The organism is Pseudoalteromonas sp. PAB 2.2, assembly GCF_001938575.1.
GTDB classification, from domain to species: domain Bacteria; phylum Pseudomonadota; class Gammaproteobacteria; order Enterobacterales; family Alteromonadaceae; genus Pseudoalteromonas; species Pseudoalteromonas lipolytica.
Genome location: NZ_LYPI01000027.1, coordinates 1 through 24,903 on the forward strand (window position 1 = coordinate 1; position 24,903 = coordinate 24,903).

Below are 24,903 nucleotides of genomic sequence, written 5' to 3' on the forward strand. Positions count from 1 at the left end.
GCTGACCTATAACTTGGTCAGGTATCAAATGGTGCAGATGTGTAATACTTTAAATGGAGACTACTTGCCGTATCAACTTAGCTTCAATGGGGCGTTGGCTCATATCATGCGCCTAATAGTAGGGCTTCCATACTCGTCACCGGGAGCAATCCCGAGGCAACTCCAAAACTTCTACTCAATGAGTGAGAGTTTAATACTTGAGCCCAGGCGAGAAAGATCCTTCCCTAGAGTCGTTAAGAAAAAACCAAGCCGATACCCTCGAAAATACAATGCCGCTCACCTTAAGTGAACGGCATTAGCCCTTATAGGCTGCTTTTTTGGTTGGAAAATCAATTAATTAAAATACATAGCTTGATGCACGTTCGAGTAGTTGCGACGATTTAATATTCCCCACTACACACTGTTTAATATCTGCTTTTTTAAACACTTTAATGTGATCCTTTTTGCTCTGATCGAGTCCGCGAATAACAACACTGACGTGCTCATCGTCGGGTAAGCTTCGTAAACCACTGCCATAATCACACAACGATAATGCAATACTGTTATTTACACTGTTTGTTAGGGCCATCATTTGCTGCTGCTGCTCTTTTGCGCGCGCTTGCTTTTTCTCTGCAAGTTGTTTGCGTAACCTTTGCTGCTTCAATGACAGCGTTTGTTGCTCTTTTTCAAGCTCTTTAATAGAGGCTTGTAACTCTTTTTTACGTTGCTCAAGTGCTTGATTTTCAGCTTCCTTATCATGACGACGCTCAAATTCAATATCACGTTTTTCGCGTTCAAGATCACGAATTTCACGGCTAATATCACGCTCTTGCTCAGCCACTTCACGGACTTGCTCTGCACTTTCACGCATCATTTCCATCGCGTGCTGATACGCTTCTTGCGTTTTAACGACCACAGCGTCGCTTATCACCTGCACATGGTCACCAAGAATCTCAATGTCGCTTATTTCATCAAAATTAATATCTGGCATAGGTGGCAAAGGAGCATCAGGCACCGATGCAAAAATAGTTGACCATCGCGACCCCCGCACGTCAAAACTAAACACCACACCTTGGTGCTGTAAATAACTTGCTGACACGTTGCTCACTTTGTTATCCGTATCTTGCTTTAAAGCAGCCGTAAGAATTTTTTCCATAATTCCCACTTCACGTTGAATTTTATCTAACTCATCACTACTTTGTGCAAACACTGGGTTCACTGTTGCTACACCACATAGCAATAACACCGCACTGGCTATCATGTTCTTTGGCATTTTAATACTCCACGTTGTTGGCAACGGTTGGCATGGGTCGGCCATCCACTTGCTCTGCTAAATCATTCAATTGCATACGCAAGTATGCTTGGTCTTGGGCGCGTTGCGTTTTGATATAAGCAAGCACACTGGCAATATCTTCTTGTCGCTCTACACGACCCGTTTTAATCGCTTCTTTCGCTAGCTGATACATATGCTGTTGCTGTATGTCATTTTGTGCTGTTAGCATGTTCTGCAATTGATCTATTTGTTTTTGTTGTGACTCTAATAAACGAGTTTGCTTAGCCACTTGCTCAAGCAACTGTGAGTCTGTTTGTTCTGGGCTGGTTATTAATAACCAGGCACACAATGCGATAGACGCAGCCATCGCCCATAAACCAGAACCAAAATACACAGCCTGCTTTTGCGTTTGTGGCATACAAGAACCACGATCCCAGTCAGGTACTTGTAACGGTTGATAGTTAAGACTATGCTGCTGCCACTTTGTCGCATTTTCCATCATCAAGGCATACTCAGGATTACTTTCGAGCAACCTAATTTGCTCTTCCGTTAAACTTTCACCTTCTAGCCATGCTGTAAATAACGACTCTAAATTAGCCATCTACTGCCTCCAAATGCACTTTTAACTTACCTAACGCACTGTATAATCTTGATTTAGCAGTATTAGTTGAAATACCTAACTGCTCTGCAATTTCCTCAAATGTGCAATGCTGAAAAAACTTTAACTCTACAACCAAACGCTGCTCCCACGGCAAATTGTTCATCATACTTTTAAGCTCATTATGCTGTTGAGATTGCTGTTGATTCGCTTCTATTTCACTACGCTCACAGGCTTCTTCGGGTAAAGCATCTAGGCTTTGGTGGTGCTTACGGCGACGATAATACTCAACACTTCGTCTATGCACGATTTGGTAAAGCCAAGTATTAAAGCTGCAATCTCCTCGAAAGCTAGGCAAACTCTTATACACAGAAATAAACACTTCTTGCATTAAGTCCATTGCATCATCAGGGTGACTCAACATTCGCAAACAATAGTTATAGACCTGCGTTTCATATTGCTTCACTAATTTCAACCATGCCCGTTTATTGCCTTGTTGCGCCTTGGCAATTAATGTGTCGAGTGATTGAAAAAACACGGTAGCCTCGTCATGTTATTTATCTATCGTAAAAAGGGGTAATGTATAAAGTTAGTCGAGGGAAGGAAAAAAATAGTTTGCTTTAATAATAAAAAACCCCAAATTTTTATTTGGGGCTGCAATTTATTCTGCTGATTGGGTATGTAAGCTGCATTGCTTGGCAAGAAACAGCTCTAACTGTTGACTAAACAGCCTAAAATCGCGGATTCGCCCGGTGGTTTTACGCCACACAATACCAATATCTCGGTATGCGTCGCTTTGTGATGGCGTTGCCACCATGTCTTTTTTCTCTAGAATGCCGGCGTTAATCGCCATTTGCGGTAAAAAAGTAACGCCCAGTTGATGCTCAACCATGCTCAGTAACGTATGTAAGCTGGCCGCTTCAAACGGGTTAATGCAACTTGAGCGATTTAAATGGCAAGCACTTAAGGCATGACCTGTCATACAGTGCTCTCGCTCTAGCAAAAACACACTGGCATCGGGCAACAAGTTAAAGTCTTCGACACCTTTCGCTGGCATATAATCTTTATGGTGAACTAAGCTAAAGTGGTCTTTAGCGAGCACTTGGGTGTGAAACTTTTCGGTATCGAACGGCAACGCAAGCAACGCGATATCAATTTGCCCGTGTTCAAGCTTATCCAGTAACTTTTCACTGGTATCTTCAACAAGTACTAACTCAAGCTCGGTAAATGTTTGCTTGCAAAAGTGATACAACGGCGCCGCGATAAAGCTGGCGATGGTAGGGATCACGCCTAAGGTTAACTTACCACTTAACGGGGTTAAAAAGCTTTTGGTGAGTTCTTTCAAACTTAGCGTATCGTCAATGATTTTACGTGCTTTCTCTACGACCTCTTCCCCAATGGCAGTAAACATTAAGCTGCGATTTTCACGCTCGATAAGCTGACAACCTAAGGTTTCTTCTAAGTTTTGAATCGCACTGCTTAACGTGGACTGACCAATAAAGCAGGCACTTGCGGCACGACCAAAGTGTTGGTGCTGATGAACGGCGAGTAAATATTGTAGTTGTTTAATACTGGGTAAGTTATTCATACTCTTTTTTACTACCTGCAAATAAAAAGACCCCAATACCTAGGGCATTGAGATCTTTTCAAGCTAAAAGTCTGTTAGTACTTTTTAAACGCCGAAGGCTGTTCTCAGTACGTAGAAAATAACAATAGCAAGGGCTGCGCCAACTGGCAATGTAATTACCCAAGAAACTACAATGTTTCTTACAACACCCATGTTAAGCGCTGCGATACCACGCGCCATACCAACACCTAATACAGCACCTACAAGCGTTTGTGTTGTAGAGATTGGTAAACCCGTGCCTGATGCAATAACAACCGTTGATGCAGCAGCTAGCTCAGCAGCGAAACCACGGCTAGGTGTTAAGTGAGTAATACCTTCACCGATTGTTTTGATTACTTTCTTACCTAAAATAGCAAGGCCAGCAACAATACCCAAACCACCCAGTGGTAGAATCCACCATGCGATAGCGGCTTTCTTAGCAATTTCACCGTTGTGCTCAACAATGTTTACAACAGCAGCTAGTGGACCAATCGCGTTTGCAACATCGTTCGAACCATGGGCGAATGCCATACAACAAGCTGTTAATACCATTAATACCGCGAACACTTTTTCAACGTTATTAAATTGCATTTTCTTGTCAGCTTTAGGATCAATTTTTAAGCGTGAAATAGCAAACTTACCAATAATACCAACCACGACAGCGATCGCGATAGAAAGTGCGTAACCCTCAACAGCGCCTAGGTTAATACCAATGTGCTTCAAGCCTTTCTTAATCGTAACTAAAGACATAATGAAGCCCGCTAGACCCATATACACAGGGACAAAGCGCTTAGCGTTTTTAAGTGGAGCATCGGTATCAAAAATAAGCTTTTGCGCACTCATAAAGATAAGGTAAGCAATAAAGCCCGAAATTGCAGGTGTTACAATCCAACTCCCCACAATGCCCAGTACTTTATTCCATTGGATTGCTTCGCTGCCAACAGCCACTAAAGCAAAACCAATAATCGCACCGATAATTGAGTGAGTAGTCGATACAGGCCAGCCAAGGAAAGAGGCGATTAATAGCCAGCTACCTGCAGCAAATAACGCGGCAATCATACCTAAGATCATAAGCTCAGGTATATCAATAAATGGCGTGGCGTCGATAATTCCTTTACGAATAGTTGATGTAACCTCACCACCGGCAAGGTAAGCACCTGCGAATTCAAACACCATCGCAATAATAATTGCTTGTTTGATAGTAAGTGCTTTTGAACCTACTGATGTACCCATCGCATTGGCAACGTCATTTGCACCAATACCATAAGCCATGAAGAAACCGACTGCTGCGGCAATTAAAACTAAAAAAGTGCCGTAATTTGCAATGATATCCATTGTGTGAAACCTTTAATTTTTCGTATTTGAACTGATTTTAAATTAACGAGCTAACATCAGCTCAAGACGAGAACCTACGCGCTCTGCAATATCAGCTAGATCGCCGACCCACTCAATGATCTTGTACAAGAACATCACATCAATTGGGTTTAGTTCATTTTCAACGGCGCGCAATTGACGGCGTATTTTGATTTGCATGTCATCCGTGTCTTGTTCGATTGCATCCAATTCAACGAGCATTTTTTCTACTAAAGTCACTTCGCGACCTTTGAAGCCCGTTTCAAGTAGCTCATCTAACTCGTTAATTGCTTTTGATGCTTGTTTTGTCGCATCAACACAACGTGTTACATAAGCAAGAAAATCTTCTTGAATTTCTACCGGAATCGTCATTTCTCGACCAATTACACGACCTGCAATGTCTTTTGCTTTATTCGCAATTTTGTCTTGTTGGGTAACAAGCTCTAACAAATCGGTACGCTCAACTGGCATAAATAAGCCGCGCGGTAGTTGAAGGCGAATGTTACGTTTCATGTCATCCGCTTCACGTTCTAAATTACGAATGTTTAGACGGATTTCCTCCGCTTCTTTCCATTCTTCTTTAAAAACGTGATTAAAGAAAGGGATCAAGGCTTTGCTTGCTTGATGTACTTTCTTAATGTGATCTTCCATAGGCTTAATAGGAGATTTAGCAAAAACCCCTAAAAATGCATTTGTAGGCATAACTGACCCTTTATAAATTAGTATGCTTTGGCAGGTTCGAATTTTACAGCATTGTGTACGATTTTGAACGCTTTTTCTGCCTGACATCACCAATAATAGACAAAGCGGCCTAAAGCCGCTCGGTTTAAAAATGAAAAGTGCTTAAAAATTTACAGCGACTTTTCGATATCTGCTTGAGATGTATGACGAATATCTTTACCGTTCACAAAATAGATAATGTATTCTGCGATATTCTGACAACGGTCGCCAATACGCTCAAGTGAACGAACTGACCACACTAAATCCATAATTTTAGGGATTGAGCGTGGATCTTCCATCATATATGTCATAATTTGACGCGTAATTGCTTCATATTCACGGTCAACTTTTGCATCTTCTTTGTGAACTTCGAAGGCACATTGCACATCCATACGGGCAAATGCATCAAGTACATCATGAAGCATCTTCGACACTTGGCGACCCATATTTTCAATATTAACAAGAAGATCTTGTTGATCTTTGGTAAATGAATCAAGCGCCACTTTTGCAATGCGCTCTGCTTCGTCACCAATGCGCTCTAAGTCGGCGATTGTTTTCGCAATCGCAATAACTAAACGTAAATCACTAGCAGCAGGCTGACGACGTGCAATAATGCGTGTGCATTCTTCGTCAATATTGACTTCCATGGCGTTTACTTTGTAGTCGTTTTCACGGACTTTTTGCGCCAATTCTGCATCACCTTTACTAACCGCATCAAGCGCACTATTTAACTGCTGCTCAACTAAGCCACCCATGCTAAGTACATGGTTACGAACATTTTCAAGCTCTTCATTAAAGCGACCTGAAATATGCTTATTAATATTATGTTCCATTGTCTACCTCTATAAAATTCGTTTACGTTACCAAGTGTTTTATTCGACTAGCCGTAGCGGCCAGTGATGTAATCTTCTGTTTTCTTTTTACTTGGTGTCGTAAATAAGGTGTTGGTATCTGAATACTCTATCAATTCGCCCATGTACATAAACGCTGTTTGGTCTGATACACGCGCGGCTTGTTGCATGTTATGAGTAACAATAACCACGGTAAACTTATTCTTTAAGTCGTTAATGAGCTCTTCAATAACTAATGTAGAAATTGGATCAAGTGCCGATGTTGGCTCATCTAACAAGAGCACTTCTGGCTCAATCGCAATTGATCGCGCAATCACAAGACGTTGCTGCTGACCACCTGATAGGCCAAATGCACTATCGTGAAGACGATCTTTTACTTCATCCCACAATGCAGCACCACGTAAAGATTGCTCAACGACTTCGTCTAATTTACGCTTTTCTTTAATTCCTTGTAAGCGTAGGCCATAAACAACATTTTCGTAGATTGATTTTGGAAATGGATTCGGACGTTGGAATACCATACCAACATTACGACGCAGTGCGGCAACATCGACACTTTTATCGTAGATGTTATGACCATGTAGTAAAATTTCACCGGTGATACGACAGCTATCAACTAAATCATTCATACGGTTAATACAACGAAGCAGCGTCGATTTACCACACCCCGATGGGCCGATAAACGCTGTTACCTGACCTTTGGGAATCTTCATATTCACGCCGCTAAGCGCTTGTTTATCACCGTAGTATAGATCTAAATCTTTAATCTCTAACGCAGTTTGCTCTGCGGTTAGATTCTCTAAGTCTAGTTTTGCCGCGCTTTTCGCTTGGTTTACGTGTGGTGCAACTGTAATCATCTCTGTCTACCTATAAAAATTCTGTATTAATGCTCTAGAGCTCTAAACTTTTCGCGTAAATGGTTACGAATACCAATCGCGGTGATATTCAGGGCGATAATTACTGAAACCAGTAAGAATGCCGTGGCATATACCAGCGGACGCGCCGCTTCTACGTTCGGGCTTTGGAAACCAACATCATAAATGTGGAAACCTAAGTGCATAAATTTTCTATCTAAATGTACGTATGGGAAGTTGCCGTCTAGTGGCAATGTAGGCGCCATTTTAACCACACCCACTAACATAAGTGGCGCAACCTCGCCCGCGGCACGTGCAACCGCTAAAATTAATCCAGTCATAATCGCTGGGCTGGCCATTGGAATAATAATACGCCATAAGGTTTCAGCTTTTGTCGCACCCAGTGCTAATGAACCGTGGCGAACAGTACTTGGAATACGTGATAAACCTTCTTCTGTTGAAACGATAACCACAGGTAAGGTTAAAATCGCAAGGGTCAATGCCGACCATATCACACCTGGCGTACCAAAAACGGGGCTTGGCGATGATTCAGGGTAAAATAATTGGTCAATACTGCCACCCAACATGTAAACGAAGAAACCCAGACCAAATACACCGTAAACAATAGACGGTACACCCGCAAGGTTGATAACGGCGATGCGAATCATCTTCGTGACAGCATTTTTGGCTGCATATTCGTGCAAGTAAATTGCCGCAACCACACCAAATGGCGTCACAATAACGGCCATCAGTAATACCATGAACACGGTACCGAAAATCGCAGGGAATACACCCCCTTCGGTGTTTGCTTCGCGCGGATCGTCTGACACAAACTTACCTAGCTGTACAAAGTAATGACCTAACTTAGCAAAGAACCCCATGTCATTTGGGAACCACACATCAAGCACTTGATAAAGTGGTAATGTAACAACCTCACCGCGCATATCTTTTACGGTTACTTGGTCACGCTTTGCTTCTTTGCGTAGCGCAAAAAGTTGTTTTTCAAGTACCGAGTATTCTTCACGTAGCTCAGCACGGGCAGCTGCCAGCTCTGCAACACGTTCATCGGTAAGTTCATTATCAAGCTGATACGCTTTTTCTTTTAAACGTAAGCGCTCAAGTTCATAGTTAATGTGACCAATGTCGCCATTTTGCAGATCAAGTGCTTGGTCATTTAACTCAACAGCACGCTCAACAAGATCATAGAGTACGTCTATTTTGTTCTCTGTGATAACTTCGCCGTCTTTAATAACTTGGTCAACATAGCCGTAAAAATTACCATTTTTACTGCGCTCAAATACGGCAAGTTCAGCCGGCGCTGTGCGTGATTTGATATCGGTTTCTAATACCCAACGGAAATCTAAATCAACGTATTCACGGTTACCGGTTTTAATTAATAAACGTTCTAACTGCTCTTTGTCGTAATGAGATAAATCAACGCCTGTTGCCTCAATACGTGACTTTGCAACGAGCTCACGATCATAAACTTCACCAATCACAGTTTGTTTTGCAACTGAGCCTTGTAACTCAAGTTGAATAACTTCTGATGGCCAGAAAAAGCTTAAACCTTTCCAAGCAATCATGGCTAACAAACCAAGAACTGAGATTAAACTGATGCTCACCGCACCACCGGTCATCCAAATCCAAGGAGAACCAGACTTAAACCACTGCTTTACCATGTCGTGTCTCTCCACCTACATTGAACTGTATTTATCACGCAGTTGCTGACGAACAAACTCAGCCACTGTGTTGAAAATAAATGTGAATATGAATAGTACAAACGCTGCTAAGAATAGAATGCGATAATGCGAGCTGCCTACTTCTGACTCTGGCATTTCAACCGCGATATTCGCTGCAAGTGTTCGCATACCTTGGAAAATACTCCAGTCCATAATAGGCGTGTTACCTGTTGCCATAAGTACAATCATTGTTTCACCCACTGCACGGCCAAGACCCATCATCACTGCTGAGAAAATACCTGGGCTTGCAGTAAGAAGAACCACACGTACCAGTGTTTGCCATTGTGTTGCACCGAGTGCCAGTGAACCATTCGATAAATGTTTAGGAACACTGAACACCGCATCTTCTGCAATCGAGAAAATAGTGGGGATAACCGCAAAGCCCATCGCAATACCGACAACGAGCGAGTTACGTTGGTCGAATGTCATGCCTAATTCATTGGTGAGGTACTGACGAACATTACCATCGAATACCCATGATTCAATTGTGCCACTCATCGCAAATGACAACCAACCAATAAACAGCACAACCGGAATCAATAAGATTGAGTGCGAACCTTCAGGCACACGGTGACGAATAGAAGCTGGCAGCTTATTCCAACCAAATGCAGTCAGTAAGATACCAATCGGTAGTAACAGCAGTAAGCCCACAATCGCTGGTAAATGCTCTTCAATTAACGGCGCTAACCAAAGACCGGCTAAGAAACCTAAAATAACGGTCGGTAACGCTTCCATAATTTCAACGGTTGGCTTTACGACTTTACGCAGCTCACTCGACATGAAATATGCGGTGTAGATAGCCGCAGATAAGGCAATTGGTACCGCAAATAACATCGCGTATAGTGCGGCTTTAATGGTACCGAATGAAATTGGCACTAACGAAAATTTAGACTCAAAATCATCACTCGCTGAAGTTGACTGCCAAATGTATGAAGGTTCAGGGTAACCTTCGTACCAAACCTCTTGCCATAATGCAGACCACGTTACTTCTGGGTGCTCATTATGGATTTCAATCACTTTCAATGCATCATCAGCAAGAATAAGTGCAGCATTTGAACGCGGCGCAATTGCGAAATTATCAATTGGGCCGTCACTGACTTTACCTTGCCACAGCTTTGCTTCACTGGTGGTGTAGTAAATGCCTAGTTCGCCATTGGCACCCGCAGTAAAGAAAGTGCGGCGATAGAATTCAGTGAAAATACTTAACTTTGATTGTTTGCTGGTTTCAAACGCGCGAATTTTTTGAAACTCACGGCCTTCGTCGGTATTCACCTCAAACCACTGCGAAACTTCGCCATTATCATTGGCAAGCATCAATGAGTTTGCACCGGCAAGTAATTGCGTAGAAACGAGGTTTGCGTTTTCTTCGTTTGCAGCAAGTACTTGAATAAGCTCTACCTCAGACGGATAGCGCGTATCGTAAACATAAATTTGGTTAGCTGAGCGAATCAAGGTGCGCGTCGTATCTGGCGACATTAATAACTCATCAACACGGCCATCAATATCAAGCTCTGTGCGCTCAACGCTCCATTCAACTTCGCCAGTGAACATGTTCTCTTCAGCTAAAAAGCTGCTAAATAAAACACGTTTATCCGCAGTTAACGCAACCACCGCGGTTTTATCTTCGTAATGGCTAAATGCAAACTTCTTAATGGCAGCGCCTTGCTCATCAACTTCTAACGCCACTTTACCCAGAGGGTAATCTAAACGAGGCGTTAATTGACGCTCATTGTTAGGGAATGTGACCAAAAACTTCGGCACCACAACCATAACAGACCCGTTTTCAAGGCCATAAGCGTATTGCCCTTGAAAAGGAGCTGAGCTTGCAAAACTGCTTACATCACTGGGGAGTTCAGTGTTAAGAGTGGTGATTTTTTTACCGAAGTGTTGTTTTTCAACATTGTAAAAATCAACCGTGCCTTTTTCGCCTAGTAAAAAGGCAACTTCGGTTTGTTCTTCAATACCGAGCCCAACAATTTCTGACGCATTTTGTAGTTTTACACTGTTACGTGTCTCTACTTTTGCTGATTCAAAAATAGGTTGAACAACATAAAGAAGGTAAAAGAAAATTAGTAACAGCGCGACAAGCACCATTACACCACCTGCGGAAATACCCCACTTGGCAAACCGATCTTTAAATAGACGGCTTCTATCCGTATGAAAGGTCGGTTTATTCGGATTGGAAGTCATCAAAACACCCTTAAATCTTAACGTTGGGCGCATTATATTTCACCAAGATGACAGTATTGTTACAAACGTCATATTTCAGTGTAATAAAACAGGTATTTTAGATACGGGGTTTATCCCTAAAACATGACCAAAATACTACCAAAAACAATACTCTAAGAATGCCAAAGGAATTAAGCTAACAATTTGTTATCGCTAATTTTTTATTACTCTATGGAAAAAATTGGACAAACGTTAAATCAGCATTAATACTCAATGTGACTTATTTTTTTCAATAATAAGAATCATCTTAACCCAACGCCTCCTTCCTTTTTTGCATTTTTCAGAGGCTTTTTATAGAGAATTAAATATGAAGCAGTTAGTAATTACTATTTTAGGTCCCGATAAACCGGGCCTCGTCGAAGATATTTCAGCCACGATTTTAAGCCATCATGGCAATTGGTTAACCAGTAACTTAAGTCATTTAGCGGGCCATTTTGCGGGCATTATTGAAGCCGCAGTTCCTGAAGAACACTTGCAAGAATTGCAAGATGCGCTGCACAGCTTACCGCATTTAGAGGTAAGGATTGAGCGCGGCACTGATACCTTACCTGACGTGCCTTCTGAAGAAATTAATTTTGTGATCACCGGTAACGATAGACCAGGCATCGTGCAAGAGCTTGCCAGTGTCATTCGCCACAAAGGCGCTAACATTACGCATCTCAATTCAAAACAACAGAGTGCGCCAAATTGGGGAGTGCCTATTTTTAGCGCGGTGGCCACCGTTGCGCTACCAGTGGGGATGAACAAAGACGAAGTCATCAGTGCGCTTGAATCGATTACCACCGATCTTATTGTTGATATAGAAGATGCTTAATCAACGACTATAAGGGCACAAATAACCCTTGATACCTAACGACGTGTCACATTAGTGACACGTATGTCACATAACCGTCATCTGCATCCTCTATATTCTAACTAGCCAGAAACGTTGGAAAAACAGATGAACGCAAGTCACTCCTCTTCACACGCCGTCACTTACTTTGCCAAAGAGCTTAGTTGGCTGTCTTTTAATGAGCGCGTACTGCAAGAAGCAAAAGACAAGTCGAACCCAATCATCGAACGAATGCGCTTTTTAGGGATTTATTCAAACAACATGGACGAATTTTTCCGTGTGCGTGTCGCCGATGTTAAGCGTCGTATTCTACTTAACAAACTGCCTGACGCGAATTTTGAAGAAGACGAAATACTGTTACAGCAAATACAAAAAAAAGTACTGCAACTAGGTAAGAAATTTAATCAAATTCATAAGGATATTTTAGCCGACTTAAATGAGCACAATATTCATGTTGAATTACCCGAAAAGTTAAGCGAATTCCATTTAAACTGGCTAGAAAAATTCTTTCACGACAGTGTATTGCAACATATTTTACCTATTTTGATCACAGAGAAAAAAGACTACTCCGATCAAATTAACGACACAATGACCTACTTTTTTGTCGAAATGAGTACGCAAAAAAGCCATTACGCAATGCTTGAAGTCCCTACCGACCGAGTGCCGCGTTTTATTATTTTGCCGCCAGAGAAAACTCGTCGCCATAAAACCATTGTGATGCTGGATGACATCATCGCTTATTTTATTCGCGATGTGTTTAGCAGCTTTTTTAGCTTTGATGATATTCAGTGCTATGCAATTAAATTAACCCGTGATGCTGAGTACAATCTAGATGATGAACTTGAAGAAGGGTTGCTCGATAAAATGTCGAAGGGGCTAAAACAGCGGATTTATGCCGAGCCTGTACGCCTTGTTTATGATGAAAGCATGCCCGATGACATGCTCAGTGTCATGAAAAAACGCCTCAATATAAGCCAGCATGATGCGCTTATTCCTGCAGGACGCTATCGCAATTTTAGAGACTTTATCGCCTTTCCGAATGTGGGTCGCCAATACTTAGAAAATAAACCATTGGCGGCGTTAAAAAGTGCTGCATTTAATCAGTTTTCAAGTGTGTTTGACGCGATTTCAGCACACGATATTTTACTCTACTACCCCTATCACACCTTTAATCATTTATTAGAGTTTGTCCGCCAAGCTGCGTTTGACCCTGATGTTACGCAAATTAAAGTAAATATATATCGCGTTGCGAGCCAATCGCGCTTAGTGTCAACGCTGATTAATGCTGCAAAAAATGGCAAGCATGTCACAGTTATGGTTGAGTTAAAGGCGCGCTTTGACGAGCAAAATAATATTGAGTGGGCGAAAACGCTTAGTAATGCTGGGGTTAAAGTTATTTTTGGTATTCCCGCATTAAAAGTGCACAGTAAATTGTGCGTTATTCACCGTAAAGAAAAAAACACCGTCGTGAAGTATGCTCACATTGGGACGGGGAATTTCCATGAAAAAACCGCAAAAATTTATACCGACTTTAGCTTATTCACCAAACACGAGGGGATCACAGAAGAGTGTGACAGCGTGTTCAAATTTATTGAAAGTAGCTACCGACCTTTTCATTTTGAACATTTAATGATTTCGCCTGTGAATGCGCGCGAAACGATTATGGCGCTCATTGATGATGAAATCGCCCTCGTAGAGCGTGGAAAACAGGGCCGTATTACCTTAAAAGTGAATAATTTAGTTGATAAGCAGCTTGTCGATCACCTTTATTTTGCTGCAAGACGCGGTGTTAAAATACGTATTATCGTTCGCGGTATGTGCTCATTAGTCCCTACAACCACCAGTGCGCATGACAATATTCGTATCATAAGCATTGTTGACCGATTTTTAGAACATCCCAGAGTGATGGTGTTCCATAACAATGGTGATGAAAAAGTCTATATTTCCTCTGCCGATTGGATGACCCGAAATTTAGACCATCGTGTCGAAGTGGCCGTTCCTATTTTTGACGCAAAACTTAAGCAACTCATTATTGATATTCTTGAGCTACAGTTTAAAGACCGAACTAAAGCACGTTTGATCGACAGTGAGCAGAAAAATCACTATGTTCGCCGAGGTAATCGCAAGAAAATTCGCTCGCAAATTGCCATCTACGATCACTTAAAGAAATGGGAAAGTAACTATAATAATGAATGATTATCCTTCAATTGCTGCAGTAGATTTAGGCTCAAACAGTTTTCATTTAGTGGTCGCAAGAGAAGTCGATGGCTCTTTGCAAATACTCCATAAAGAAAAGCAGCGGGTTTATTTAGCAGATGGCTTAGATGATAAAAATCATTTGAGCCAAGCGGCAATCGAACGCGCTTTAGCTATCCTTAAGCAGTTTGCAGCCACATTACAGGACTTTCCACTTGAGAACGTTAAAGTTGCCGCCACGTATACACTAAGACGTGCCAAAAACATTCACTCGTTTTTAACCCAAGCCAGTGACGTTTTTCCATACCCGATTGAGGTCATTTCAGGACAAGAAGAAGCGCGCTTGATATACCAAGGCGTCGCACATTACATTCATCATGATAATAATCGCTTAGTCATTGATATCGGCGGTGGAAGCACCGAATTAATTATCGGTAAACACTTTAAGCATCGCTTACTTTCAAGCCGAAACATGGGGTGTGTCAGCTATACAAAGCAGTTTTTTGCTGATGGACAAATTAATGCCAAACGCTTCGCGAAAGCACAAATACGCGCAGAGCAAGAGCTTGAAGTTATCTTTGCGAACTACATCAACACAGGTTGGCAATCTGTCGTGGGGACATCGGGTACAATAAAATCAATTTTGGCAATGATTAATGCAAATGACGCAGAGCAAGAGCTGATTACTCTTGAAAGACTGCATGAGCTTAAAACGCAATTTATTGCCGCTAAACAGATTCAAAATTTACACATTGAAGGTTTAACACCTGAGCGACAAGAGAGTATTTGTGGTGGGCTCGCGATTTTAATTGCACTCTTTACGCTTTTCGACATCGATGCGATGCAATACAGTGACTTTTCACTGCGTGAAGGGCTCTTGCATGAAATGCAGCAAAAACTCGCACACAAAGATATTCGCACCAATACCATTCATAATTTAAGCGATCGCAATACCATCGACAAAGAACACGCAAACCGCGTATCTAGCACCGCTGAATGGTTTTTTGAACACGTTAAAACACCTTGGCAGCTCAGCCATCCCGATTTTTTAAATTTACTTAATTGGGCGGCACAGTTACATGAAATAGGGCTGGGCATAAACTCATCTGGTTTACATAAACACAGTGCTTATATTGTGGCAAATAGTCAGCTTCCGGGCTTTACACAGCAACAGCAAACGCTACTCAGCTGTATGATCCGCTTTTACCGTAAAAAGATTCGTTTAGACCAATTTCCCACTTTACACACAGTGCAACACCATCAAATTTTACAGCTGATCGTGATTTTGCGTCTTGCCGTGCTTTTAAATCAAAAACGCACACCAGATCAAGGCGTGTCGTTAACGGTAACGGCCAAGCAAAATAGCATGTTCTTAAAATTCAACGACACGTGGCTGAAGGAACATACTTTGCTTTTGGCCGATTTACAGCAAGAACAAAAATACCTTAAAAAAGTCGGCTTTTTGCTCGATTTTCATTAATGATACCGCTCTGCTTAATTAGTGGTCTATTTTGAGGCAATAAAACCGCGTTGATAACAAGGCTAAAATGTCGTTATTTAGTTGTTCTCGGCCATTGCTCTGCATCCTGCATACATACAGTCGTAAATCAGACCTTTTTAACGCAGGTAGCAACTGGTTTAATCACCCAAAATGATTAAGTATTATTGCGGATTAATGGTATTACATATCCCTATGACGATTAGCACTTTGCATCATTTGCTTTAAGCCTTGATGCTCAAGTTCGAGTAAGCGCTCAAGCTTTTCAATCGTGTCTTGGGTTTCTGCTCGCGAAACAAGGTACTCGTATAAATCGATCACCTTTTTATGTTGAGTTGATAGGTAAACTTGAATGGCTGTTTCGTCTATTTGCTGATCAGTGCTGATGTCACTGAATGTGATCAGTTCAGGGTTGTCTGCAAAGTATTCATAACAGTAAGTATCAAGGGTGTTTATTTCGGTAATGGCTTTAAAGCCAACCAAATCTTCGGCGAGCTTTTTCTCATAGTTGAGATAATACTCCACCAGCATTTGATTATGTTCATCCAATAAGTCTTTTACACTATGGAAGTTGGCCGCCATTTGGGTGTGAAATAAAACGGTCCAATCATAAACCTGTTGTATTGTTTTAACTTGCATGTGCATTCCTTATTAAAGTCAATTTAATAAATAAATGCATAAATCAATCCAGATTAAAAACTCTTTTAAATCAATAAATAAACTGTGTTATGTGTAACCTGTACGCAAAAAGAGCGTACAAGTTACACACTGGCTGTAAAATTTATAGGTCTCGTTTACGCCAGATAAAATACAAAGCAGGTAGCACCAGTAAGGTCAGTACCACGGCACTGAACATCCCACCGACCATAGGCGCAGCAATTCGGCTCATTACCTCACTGCCGGTGCCAGTACCGTAAAGCACCGGTAACAAACCAATTATAATAGTGGCTACGGTCATCATCACAGGTCTAACCCTTAATCCTGCACCATTGATGATTGCTTGGCGAAGTTCAACGACACCAAAGTGCTCTGCTTGCTGTTTAGCCTCGAGATAAGCTTGGTTAAGATACACCAGCATGATCACCCCTATTTCTACGGCAACCCCTGCAAGCGCAATAAAACCAACCCCGACAGCAACAGAGAAGTTGAAACCTTCAATATACATCAGCCAAATACCGCCAATCATTGCCAGAGGAAGTGTTAGCATGATCATCGCCACTTCAATAAAGCTTCTAAAGTTAAGGTATAACAGCACCACAATGATAGCGAGCGTTAGCGGTAGCACATAACTCAATTTAGCTTTAGCGCGCTCCATGTACTCGTATTGACCTGCCCACGTAATTGAGTAGCCAGCAGGCAATTCTAGCTGCTCATGCAGTGCCTTTTGGGCACGCTCAACATAGCTGCCGATATCACTGCCTTCAATATCAATTAAACTCCAGCCATTGATTCGCGCATTTTCGCTCTTAATCCCCGGAGGACCGTCTTCGATAAAGACATCAGCCACATCAGCCAGTGCAATTCGCTGCCCACTTGCAGTGACAATAGGCAGCAGCTTGAGCTCTTCTGGCGAATCACGGTAATCTTGTGGATAACGTAAATTAACCGGGTATCGCTCTTGTCCTTCAACCGTTTCGGTTACATTCATACCACCAATTGCAGTCGCCACAACCTGTTGTACATCGGCAATGTTAAGACCATAACGCGCAGCCTTGTCGCGATTGATATCCACTTTAATATAGCGCCCACCCGCTACTCGCTCTGAATACACAGACGCAGTACCCGGTAAGTCTTTTAATATCACTTCAATTTGCTCACCAATTTTCTGTATTTCACTCAGCTTAGGGCCCGCTACTTTAATACCCACTGGCGTTTTAATACCGGTGGCAAGCATATCGATACGCGTTTTAATCGGCATAACCCACGCATTCGTTAAGCCGGGGAACTTCACTAAGCTATCAAGCTCTTTTTTAAGCTTTTCGGTTGTCATTCCCTCACGCCATTGTGATTTAGGCTTAAGCTGAATAAAGGTTTCAATCATGGTGAGTGGCGCGGGATCAGTGGCTGTTTCAGCCCGCCCCACTTTACCAAAGACACTCTCGACTTCTGGCACACTGGCTATAAGTTTATCGGTCTGTTGTAAGAGTTCTCGGGCCTTACCGATTGAAATACCCGGATAGGTTGTGGGCATATACATTAAATCCCCCTCATCAAGCGGAGGGATAAACTCACTGCCAATCTTATTAACCGGATAAAAACCGACTACAGCCAAAATGATAGCCATCACTAGCGTGGTTTTTGGCGCTTTAAGAACCGCATTTAATAACGGTTTATAACTTGCCACAAGTAAACGGTTGACTGGGTTCTTTTGCTCAGAAATAACTTTTCCGCGAATAAAGTAACCCATTAACACCGGCACTAAGGTTATTGCTAAGCCAGCGGAGGCTGCCATGGCATAGGTCTTGGTGTAAGCAAGCGGAGAGAACATACGCCCTTCTTGTGCTTCAAGAATAAACACCGGCATAAAGCTGACAGTAATAATTAATAAACTAAAGAATAACGCAGGGCCCACTTCTGAAGCCGAGTCCATCACCACTTGCCAACGGTTTTCGTCGGTTAGAGGGGTTTTTTCCATGTGCTTGTGCATGTTTTCGATCATAACAATCGCGCCATCCGTCATCGCGCCAATCGCAATCGCAATTCCCCCAAGTGACATGATATTGGCATTAATACCTTGCCAATACATAACCACAAATGCGGTTAATATGCCCATTGGTAAAGTAATAATTGCCACAATTGATGACCGAATGTGAAACAAGAACACCACACACACCAAGGCTACAACGATCAATTCTTCAATCAGTTTTGAGGTCAAATTATCCAACGCTTTGGTGATTAAATTAGAGCGGTCATAGACAGGCACAATTTCAACGCCCTCGGGTAAGCCTTTTTTCAAAGAGTCTAACTTTTCTTTAACCTGTTTAATTGTGGCTTGTGCATTTTCACCAAAGCGCATCACAACAACGCCCCCAGCCACTTCGCCTTCACCATTAAGCTCAGCAATACCGCGACGCATTTGCGGCCCTAATTTTATATCGGCAACATCGCGAAGCTGCAGCGGTGTTCCGTTGGCATTAGTCCCCAACGGGATAGCCTCTAAATCGGCCACACTTTTAATATAACCGGTGCTTGATACCATGTATTCCGCTTCGGCCATTTCAACAACAGAGGCACCTCGCTCTTGGTTACCTTGCTTAATTGCCGTTTGAATCAGGCTCAGAGGAATACCATAAGCACGCAGTTTATCGGGGTCTACATTGACTTGGTATTGCTTAACCATGCCACCGACCGATGCAACTTCTGACACCCCTGGTACAGTTTGCAATTCAAACTTTAAAAACCAATCTTGTAAGCTACGTAGCTGACTAATATCGTGCTTTCCTGTTTTATCAACTAATGCATAAAGGTAAATCCAACCGACCCCTGTTGCATCGGGACCAAGCTCTGGTCGAGCCGACTCAGGTAAGCGAGCACTCACTTGACTTAAGTACTCTTGCACCCGACTGCGTGCCCAGTATAAATCGGTGTCTTCATTAAATATGACGTAAACATACGAATCGCCAAAAAATGAAAAGCCCCTGACCGTTTGTGCCCCTGGTACCGAGAGCATAGCGGTGGTAATTGGAAACGTTACTTGGTCTTGCACTACTTGTGGTGCTTGCCCCGGGTAGGATGTTTTAACGATGACCTGTATGTCAGATAAATCAGGTAGCGCATCAACTGGCGTATTCTTCAAAGAAAAAATACCAAAGCCTGCCAGCATGACGGACAGCAGTAATACAAAGAAACGATTACCGACTGACCAGCGAATGACTGCTGCAATCATTTCATCTCTCCTTGCATTAGATGGCTTAAGGTCATGATGTCAAAAATCATAAATTCACCCTCTACCAGCTTAAACGTGAAATGTACTTCGTCATTAGGCTGTAGGTGTGATAAATCGATACGCGGCGAAAAATGAAACTCCACGGTTGCCGCCTCACGGCCCCATTTTGGAATTGCTTCACGGCTGATCACCGCGGTTCTGGCTTTGCGATCAATACTGTTGATCACCCCATTGACCATGGCACTCTCGCTATCAGGCTCTTGCATACGCATAAAGTCAGAGCTTTTGCTTGATTCGGAGTCAATCAAGAATTGCGCTGATGTCACTACGTTATCGTCTTTTAGTAAGCCTGATAAAATTTCAATGTCGTGATTATCACTGCGCCCAATGGTCACAGCGACGGACTTAAAGCGCCCTTCACCTAAATCAACCACCACTCGGTCTTGGCTACCTGTGCGGATCACCGCTTCTTTCGCTATCACTATCTGTGGCTCTGTTGGCTTAGTCGTAATACTAACCTCAGCAAACATATTCGGTTTTAATAAGCCCTCATCATTCACAAACCGGAGGCGCACACGTAATGTACGGTTTTTCTCATCGAGGGTAGGATAAATATAATCAACCTTGCCGTGCCATTGACGGCCCGGTAAATAATCTAAGGTCATTGTTACAGGCAAACCTTTACTGATAAGCCCAGCTTGGCGCTCGAACACTTCAGCTTCAACCCATACTTCTTCAAGGTGAGCAATACTCATCATGGTTGTGCCGGGCTTCACATAAAAGCCTTCTCGAATGTTTAGCTCATCCAGTACACCACTTTGCTTGGCATAAAAGGTGATGTTTTGTCTGACCTTCTGACTTTGCTCTAAGCGCTCAATAAAATCATTCGATACATTTAATGAGGCCAAACGCGCTTTGGCAGCACGAATAAGCACACTATTATTGCGCTTTAGGGCAAGTAGTAACTCTTCTTGCGCATTCACCAACTGTGGAGAATACAAGGTATAGAGGGGTTCACCTTGCTTTACTTGATCACCCGCAGCTTTCACGAACAGCGTTTCAATCCAGCCTTCAACACGTGGATGAATATGCACTAATTGATCTTGGTCGTATTGCACGTAGCCCACAGTATCAACGGTAGTTTGCAGTGACTTAAAACGTACCGGTGCGGTTCTAACACCTAAATTGTTGACAACGGCAGGTGATATTCTAACTGTTCCGGGGCTGTCTTCGGCGCTGTTTTCTTCATACACTGGTACTAACTCCATGCCCATTGGCGACAATCCTGGCTCATCACGTCGGTAGTTGCTATCCATGGGAGCAACCCAATACAGAGGTTTCTTTTCTGCACTTGGCATAGCGGAATGATCAGCAGTAGAAAGCTGATTTACTACGGTTGCCAAAGCGGCACCCACTGCCAAAGCCACTCCTAATTTAACGGTATTATTCATGATGTGCTCCTTGGCTTTGTGCTGCATTAATTTGGCTGTCTTTTGCTGCTGCGTAATAATTTAAACGTGCCAGCGTAATTTGTGTGTCGATATCGATATTTAGGGCATCTATTTTTGCATTTAGCTCACTGATACGAGCACGCATGACTTCTGAAAAGTCCCCATCATCATTGGTATATGCATTTAATGTGGCTTCGGCTTGCTCTGCCATTTGTGGTAAAAGCTGCTCGACATAAAGCGCTCGACGTTGGGCTAGGCGACTTAACTGGCTAAGCTCTTTAAAGTATTGACCTTGCAGTTTTTGTAACGTGATCAGCTTTGTGGTTTTAACTGCTTCAGCATTTGCAATAGCCGCATTAACTTGCTGATCTTGGCGGTTATCTGTAAATAAGGGTAAATCAACACTGACCCCTATCGAGAATAAATCGGCGCGCGAACTTCCCATCGGCGTATCATCACGATAACCATAGCCAACATTCATACCAAACTGTGGCTTATAGGCTTCTTTTGCCACTTCGATTTGTGTGCTTTTTGCACGTAAGGCATGCTCAATAGCCACAACAGCAGGATGCCCCATAAGCACTTCGGTCACGCCTGTTGGTTGCATATTTTGGTATGGCATTAAAGCCGCCACATCACCATTATCACTGCTGACAGGACCACTTAGCATGTCAATTGGCAACCACTGTGCTAAGCGCTTTTTCGCACTATCGAATTGCTGCTCAAGCATCACCAATTTATCTTCTAAGCGTGTAAGCTCTAACTGAGCACGAATGATATCTTGCTGGCGCGTAGTCCCTAAAGAATTTGCATAGCTTGCTTCTGTGATATCAATCAATTGGTTGAATAAGGCTTTATCTTGGTTAATTAATTGGATACTTTGCTGAGCTCGGTAGGCATTTAACCATGCTTCAGTAACAATAGCCTTTACTTGCGCTTGTCGGTCAGCACGTTGCCATGGGTATTGCTCGGCCGATTGCCTTAACGCTTGTTGCTGTAATGCCAAGCTATCACCGCGGCTAAACTGTTGTGATAAACCGACCTTAAATTGCGTCATGCCTTCTTGATCAAAGGCAAAACCATCCGTCGGTAAATTCATTAGCCCTACCGTCAGAACAGGGTCTGGCAAGGTGCCTGCGGCAATACTTTGCGCTTCAATTGCCTCTTGCTGATATTTGTTTGCTTGTAGCCAAGGCTCATGCGTCAGTGCGTATTCAACCACGCCATTCAGTGTTAATGGATTAGACTGAACCATACTGGAAGTCGTTACTAATACACCAAGGCAAAATGCCTTTAAAAATTTGCTGTGAGTCATCACATGCTCCACTAAAATTCTAGAAAGTTAAAAAACAATAGAGTTAGGGGCAGAATGGGTTGTAAAGCAGCGCTTAGCTGAATTTTTGACAGACCTATCCTGCTTAAGCAGTAATAGGTGGGCGATATAAAGAACTTATAGGGTAGCTGCGTTGGCTAACATTAAACAAACGTACTTTTTCAGATTGTTTGTTAGCATTCATCACTGTGCTATTAAGAGGAAGGAGTGAATGCGCAGTACACGCATTAAATGGACACGCACAGTCGGCACTGTCCATGGTATCTTCATGACAACAGTCCATGTCAGACATGTCGTTATCATTGTCCATATCGGCATGATGATTCATAGCCATTGAAGCATGCGGCATGTCGCAGACCATTGACACAGACGCAACTGACTGACTCACAAATGTGAGCAGCATCATGGCTATTAACATATAGCTTGAAAGTCGCGTCATCAACATACCTTAAATATTAATCGTGTAAATTGTAGCCTGAAAATTACGCCAACTACAAGGGTTTCTCTATTTTTATACTGCTACTAGCGGCTATTGCAAATAAACAGTAGCCAGTAAAATACCAAAAACCCACCCCCAGCTCTGCGTGCATTTTTATCAACTCACCCATTTGACCATCGGCATTGCCTGCTAAATAAGCAACGATTAATGCAATGACAAATACATCAACCATACTCCATTTGCTGAGTTGCTGAATAAGTTGACCGAGTAACTGCTTAAATTTATTCACGGGAAGAAAACAATACAGTAACTGCATCAATAATTTTATTGTCGGGATAACAATCGAAAACACCGCAACGAGTACCGCTACTAAGTAGTTTTTATTGTTAGCAAGCTCGTTCACAGTGCCCCAAATACTGCGCGTTTTTTTGTACGCGTCTATTTCGCCTTCAAGCTTATCAAGACCTAACATACTGGAGGCCATCATCAATACGCTGCGCGTATTTCTGTCACCTTCATCTGCTAACATTTCAATGCCTGTTTTAGCTAACTTAGATTTATCTATTTTACCTTCTAACGTGAGAACGGGCTGAGTAACCCCTGGGACAAGTAAAGCGAGGGCAAAAATAATCGTCACAATTGGAAATATTGAACGCATGGTATAAAAACCTTATCCACTAACAGTGCGAACATAATAACCAACTCAATATCATTAGTCTGCAATTGATGACAAGGTCGTCAATACTTCATCTGCGTAAGCACGTGCGCTGTACATTGCTTTAAATACAACGTCCATGTGTGAAGCTGGCCGAATCATGGTTAAAAATGACCGCACGTCTTGCCATTGTTCTTCTTCGATTGCTTTTACAAGTCGCAGGCTAATACCTTGCATACCATTAAAGCTTAACAATGCACTGGAAAGTTCTGCGCCGAGTGAAAACTCTTTTGTAACTCTATCTAATTCCATATCGAGAATGGCATCAAGCACAGACAGCAATCCGACTAAATAACCTTGCTCTGATAGCTCTTTACCACCGGGTTCAAGCATCAGCGCAATAAACTTTGCACGTGTAAGCGCAAGCTTGGTTAATTCTTGTGGTTTATCATTCCCCAATTCACTTAATGCTAAAACACGGACAAACTGACGAATCGCATCTTCACCTAAATAAATAACCGCTTGTGAGATTGATTTTATCGTTTGTTGTGAATTAGGTGAGCGTGCATTTACCAATCTTAAAATACGCGCTGTTAAACCAAGGTCTCGACCAACGCGTTGCTGCACCGCATCAAAGTCAATATCGGGCCTTGCTGTACAGCTTAGTAAATCAAGTACTGCCATTTTCGACGGTTCAACATTACCAAAGCTAAGCACTTCTGGCTTTGCAAAAAAGAAGCCTTGAAATAAATCACAACCCGCGTCTTTTAACTGTTTAAAGTCATCATAATTTTCGATGCGTTCAACAATTATGATTGCATCTGGGTAACTGCGTTTTAGCTTTTTGATCATCATATTGGTTTTAATAATAGGATGCTCAACCTCTAACTTGATGAAGTCCATCAAAGGAAGTATGTCTTGCCATTTTTCAGTGCCATCATAATCATCAAGGGCAAAAAAATAGCCCTCTTTTTTGAGCTGTTTAACACGTGTTACAACTTTTGGGATACTTGTCGTTCGCTCAACTATTTCGAGTACTGCACTGCTTGGTTGGAGCAGTCGCGGAAAATCATCAAGAATGGCATCGGTCGATAAATTAATAAACGCAGGTTGAAACCCTGTAAGCTTTTCAAGTCCCATTAACATCAATGCATTAAAAAAGAGTCGTCCGGTGGCTTGGCCATCACTGGTTCCTATCGGAAAAACATTATCGCTCGATTCTCTGTATAACAATTCATACGCATACACACTTCTATCAGCATTAAATATTGGCTGCCTGGCTATATACTGAGTCACGTTTTGACTTTTTTTACCTTCCATATTTAACTCTGACATATTACTTCTCACTAAATGTAACTAAAGCCACATTACAATTGTTATAAGTATAGTGAAAGATGTTTTCCTTGCTAAA

Annotated in this window: 20 protein-coding genes and 1 pseudogene; 4 read left to right on the forward strand and 17 right to left on the reverse strand. The window is 42.3% G+C overall.

What is annotated here, in order from left to right:
- Positions 1 to 289 (forward strand): annotated as a pseudogene (locus BWD47_RS19360) (IS4 family transposase); the annotation flags it as partial.
- Positions 290 to 337: 48 nt separating this feature from the next.
- Here the strand turns inward: BWD47_RS19360 and BWD47_RS19365 are convergent.
- The 10 genes from BWD47_RS19365 to BWD47_RS19410 form a co-directional block, all read right to left on the reverse strand.
- Entirely contained in the window at positions 338 to 1,252 is a 915-nt protein-coding gene (locus tag BWD47_RS19365; protein ID WP_075594507.1) for a hypothetical protein, read from the reverse strand.
- Position 1,253: 1 nt separating this feature from the next.
- Positions 1,254 to 1,853 (reverse strand): hypothetical protein, encoded by a 600-nt coding sequence (locus BWD47_RS19370; RefSeq protein WP_075594508.1) that lies wholly within the window; start codon positions 1,851 to 1,853, stop codon positions 1,254 to 1,256.
- Positions 1,846 to 2,388 (reverse strand): RNA polymerase sigma factor, encoded by a 543-nt coding sequence (locus tag BWD47_RS19375; RefSeq protein WP_075594509.1) that lies wholly within the window; start codon positions 2,386 to 2,388, stop codon positions 1,846 to 1,848. Before BWD47_RS19375 ends, BWD47_RS19370 begins: the two co-directional genes overlap by 8 nt.
- Positions 2,389 to 2,511: 123 nt before the next feature.
- Entirely contained in the window at positions 2,512 to 3,438 is a 927-nt protein-coding gene (locus BWD47_RS19380) for a hydrogen peroxide-inducible genes activator (protein ID WP_036973310.1), read from the reverse strand.
- An 84-nt stretch (positions 3,439 to 3,522) separates the two neighbouring features.
- Positions 3,523 to 4,791, reverse strand: coding sequence for an inorganic phosphate transporter (locus tag BWD47_RS19385; RefSeq protein ID WP_036973311.1), 1,269 nt, complete (start codon positions 4,789 to 4,791; stop codon positions 3,523 to 3,525).
- A 42-nt stretch (positions 4,792 to 4,833) separates the two neighbouring features.
- On the reverse strand, positions 4,834 to 5,511 hold the full coding sequence (locus BWD47_RS19390; RefSeq protein WP_036973312.1) for a TIGR00153 family protein: 678 nt from the start codon (positions 5,509 to 5,511) through the stop codon (positions 4,834 to 4,836).
- 149 nt (positions 5,512 to 5,660) lie between these two features.
- Complete coding sequence (gene phoU, locus BWD47_RS19395) at positions 5,661 to 6,362, reverse strand: phosphate signaling complex protein PhoU (protein ID WP_036973313.1); 702 nt, start codon at positions 6,360 to 6,362, stop codon at positions 5,661 to 5,663.
- Between the two features lie 47 nt (positions 6,363 to 6,409).
- Entirely contained in the window at positions 6,410 to 7,237 is an 828-nt protein-coding gene (gene pstB / locus BWD47_RS19400; protein ID WP_036973314.1) for a phosphate ABC transporter ATP-binding protein PstB, read from the reverse strand.
- A 26-nt stretch (positions 7,238 to 7,263) separates the two neighbouring features.
- The gene (gene pstA, locus BWD47_RS19405; protein ID WP_036973315.1) at positions 7,264 to 8,913 is read right to left on the reverse strand and encodes a phosphate ABC transporter permease PstA; all 1,650 of its coding nucleotides are present in this window, start codon (positions 8,911 to 8,913) and stop codon (positions 7,264 to 7,266) included.
- A gap of 15 nt (positions 8,914 to 8,928) precedes the next feature.
- Positions 8,929 to 11,163 carry an ABC transporter permease subunit gene (locus BWD47_RS19410; protein ID WP_075594510.1) on the reverse strand — a complete coding sequence of 745 codons (2,235 nt, stop codon included), beginning with the start codon at positions 11,161 to 11,163 and terminating at the stop codon, positions 8,929 to 8,931.
- 346 nt (positions 11,164 to 11,509) lie between these two features.
- Here BWD47_RS19410 and BWD47_RS19415 point away from each other — a divergent pair, with 346 nt between their 5' ends.
- The 3 genes from BWD47_RS19415 (at position 11,510) to ppx (ending at position 15,710) form a co-directional block, all read left to right on the forward strand.
- Complete coding sequence (locus tag BWD47_RS19415) at positions 11,510 to 12,016, forward strand: glycine cleavage system protein R (RefSeq protein WP_036973316.1); 507 nt, start codon at positions 11,510 to 11,512, stop codon at positions 12,014 to 12,016.
- A gap of 126 nt (positions 12,017 to 12,142) precedes the next feature.
- Positions 12,143 to 14,230, forward strand: coding sequence for a polyphosphate kinase 1 (gene ppk1, locus BWD47_RS19420; protein ID WP_075594511.1), 2,088 nt, complete (start codon positions 12,143 to 12,145; stop codon positions 14,228 to 14,230).
- Positions 14,223 to 15,710, forward strand: coding sequence for an exopolyphosphatase (ppx, locus tag BWD47_RS19425; protein ID WP_075594512.1), 1,488 nt, complete (start codon positions 14,223 to 14,225; stop codon positions 15,708 to 15,710). Before ppk1 ends, ppx begins: the two co-directional genes overlap by 8 nt.
- Before the next feature lie 201 nt (positions 15,711 to 15,911).
- Here ppx and BWD47_RS19430 read toward each other — a convergent pair whose 3' ends face one another.
- From BWD47_RS19430 to BWD47_RS19460, 7 genes are all read right to left on the reverse strand, one after another.
- Positions 15,912 to 16,367, reverse strand: coding sequence for a hypothetical protein (locus tag BWD47_RS19430; RefSeq protein WP_036973319.1), 456 nt, complete (start codon positions 16,365 to 16,367; stop codon positions 15,912 to 15,914).
- Between the two features lie 142 nt (positions 16,368 to 16,509).
- Positions 16,510 to 19,614, reverse strand: coding sequence for an efflux RND transporter permease subunit (locus tag BWD47_RS19435; protein ID WP_075594513.1), 3,105 nt, complete (start codon positions 19,612 to 19,614; stop codon positions 16,510 to 16,512).
- Positions 19,611 to 21,065, reverse strand: a complete 1,455-nt coding sequence (locus BWD47_RS19440; protein WP_075594514.1) for an efflux RND transporter periplasmic adaptor subunit — start codon at positions 21,063 to 21,065, stop codon at positions 19,611 to 19,613. Before BWD47_RS19440 ends, BWD47_RS19435 begins: the two co-directional genes overlap by 4 nt.
- The gene (locus BWD47_RS19445) at positions 21,058 to 22,380 is read right to left on the reverse strand and encodes a TolC family protein (RefSeq protein WP_075594515.1); all 1,323 of its coding nucleotides are present in this window, start codon (positions 22,378 to 22,380) and stop codon (positions 21,058 to 21,060) included. The genes BWD47_RS19440 and BWD47_RS19445 overlap by 8 nt, the downstream gene beginning before the upstream one ends.
- Before the next feature lie 103 nt (positions 22,381 to 22,483).
- On the reverse strand, positions 22,484 to 22,837 hold the full coding sequence (locus BWD47_RS19450; protein ID WP_074989219.1) for a hypothetical protein: 354 nt from the start codon (positions 22,835 to 22,837) through the stop codon (positions 22,484 to 22,486).
- Between the two features lie 52 nt (positions 22,838 to 22,889).
- Positions 22,890 to 23,495: a paraquat-inducible protein A gene (locus BWD47_RS19455; RefSeq protein ID WP_074989218.1), complete on the reverse strand. Its 606-nt coding sequence runs from the start codon at positions 23,493 to 23,495 to the stop codon at positions 22,890 to 22,892.
- Between the two features lie 54 nt (positions 23,496 to 23,549).
- Positions 23,550 to 24,827 carry an EAL and HDOD domain-containing protein gene (locus BWD47_RS19460; RefSeq protein WP_065979574.1) on the reverse strand — a complete coding sequence of 426 codons (1,278 nt, stop codon included), beginning with the start codon at positions 24,825 to 24,827 and terminating at the stop codon, positions 23,550 to 23,552.
- Positions 24,828 to 24,903 lie beyond the last annotated feature (76 nt).

Excerpts from the sequence above, each read along its gene's own strand:
- BWD47_RS19440 (WP_075594514.1), bottom strand. The coding sequence starts at position 21,065 with ATGAATAATACCGTTAAATTAGGAGTGGCTTTGGCAGTGGGTGCCGCT.
- ppk1 (WP_075594511.1), top strand. The coding sequence starts at position 12,143 with ATGAACGCAAGTCACTCCTCTTCACACGCCGTCACTTACTTTGCCAAA.
- BWD47_RS19450 (WP_074989219.1), bottom strand. The coding sequence starts at position 22,837 with ATGACGCGACTTTCAAGCTATATGTTAATAGCCATGATGCTGCTCACA.
- BWD47_RS19435 (WP_075594513.1), bottom strand. The coding sequence starts at position 19,614 with ATGATTGCAGCAGTCATTCGCTGGTCAGTCGGTAATCGTTTCTTTGTA.
- BWD47_RS19390 (WP_036973312.1), bottom strand. The coding sequence starts at position 5,511 with ATGCCTACAAATGCATTTTTAGGGGTTTTTGCTAAATCTCCTATTAAG.
- BWD47_RS19365 (WP_075594507.1), bottom strand. The coding sequence starts at position 1,252 with ATGCCAAAGAACATGATAGCCAGTGCGGTGTTATTGCTATGTGGTGTA.
- pstB (WP_036973314.1), bottom strand. The coding sequence starts at position 7,237 with ATGATTACAGTTGCACCACACGTAAACCAAGCGAAAAGCGCGGCAAAA.
- BWD47_RS19430 (WP_036973319.1), bottom strand. The coding sequence starts at position 16,367 with ATGCAAGTTAAAACAATACAACAGGTTTATGATTGGACCGTTTTATTT.
- BWD47_RS19460 (WP_065979574.1), bottom strand. The coding sequence starts at position 24,827 with ATGTCAGAGTTAAATATGGAAGGTAAAAAAAGTCAAAACGTGACTCAG.
- BWD47_RS19385 (WP_036973311.1), bottom strand. The coding sequence starts at position 4,791 with ATGGATATCATTGCAAATTACGGCACTTTTTTAGTTTTAATTGCCGCA.
- BWD47_RS19445 (WP_075594515.1), bottom strand. The coding sequence starts at position 22,380 with ATGACTCACAGCAAATTTTTAAAGGCATTTTGCCTTGGTGTATTAGTA.
- BWD47_RS19380 (WP_036973310.1), bottom strand. The coding sequence starts at position 3,438 with ATGAATAACTTACCCAGTATTAAACAACTACAATATTTACTCGCCGTT.
- BWD47_RS19455 (WP_074989218.1), bottom strand. The coding sequence starts at position 23,495 with ATGCGTTCAATATTTCCAATTGTGACGATTATTTTTGCCCTCGCTTTA.
- ppx (WP_075594512.1), top strand. The coding sequence starts at position 14,223 with ATGAATGATTATCCTTCAATTGCTGCAGTAGATTTAGGCTCAAACAGT.
- BWD47_RS19370 (WP_075594508.1), bottom strand. The coding sequence starts at position 1,853 with ATGGCTAATTTAGAGTCGTTATTTACAGCATGGCTAGAAGGTGAAAGT.
- pstA (WP_036973315.1), bottom strand. The coding sequence starts at position 8,913 with ATGGTAAAGCAGTGGTTTAAGTCTGGTTCTCCTTGGATTTGGATGACC.
- BWD47_RS19410 (WP_075594510.1), bottom strand. The coding sequence starts at position 11,163 with ATGACTTCCAATCCGAATAAACCGACCTTTCATACGGATAGAAGCCGT.
- BWD47_RS19415 (WP_036973316.1), top strand. The coding sequence starts at position 11,510 with ATGAAGCAGTTAGTAATTACTATTTTAGGTCCCGATAAACCGGGCCTC.
- phoU (WP_036973313.1), bottom strand. The coding sequence starts at position 6,362 with ATGGAACATAATATTAATAAGCATATTTCAGGTCGCTTTAATGAAGAG.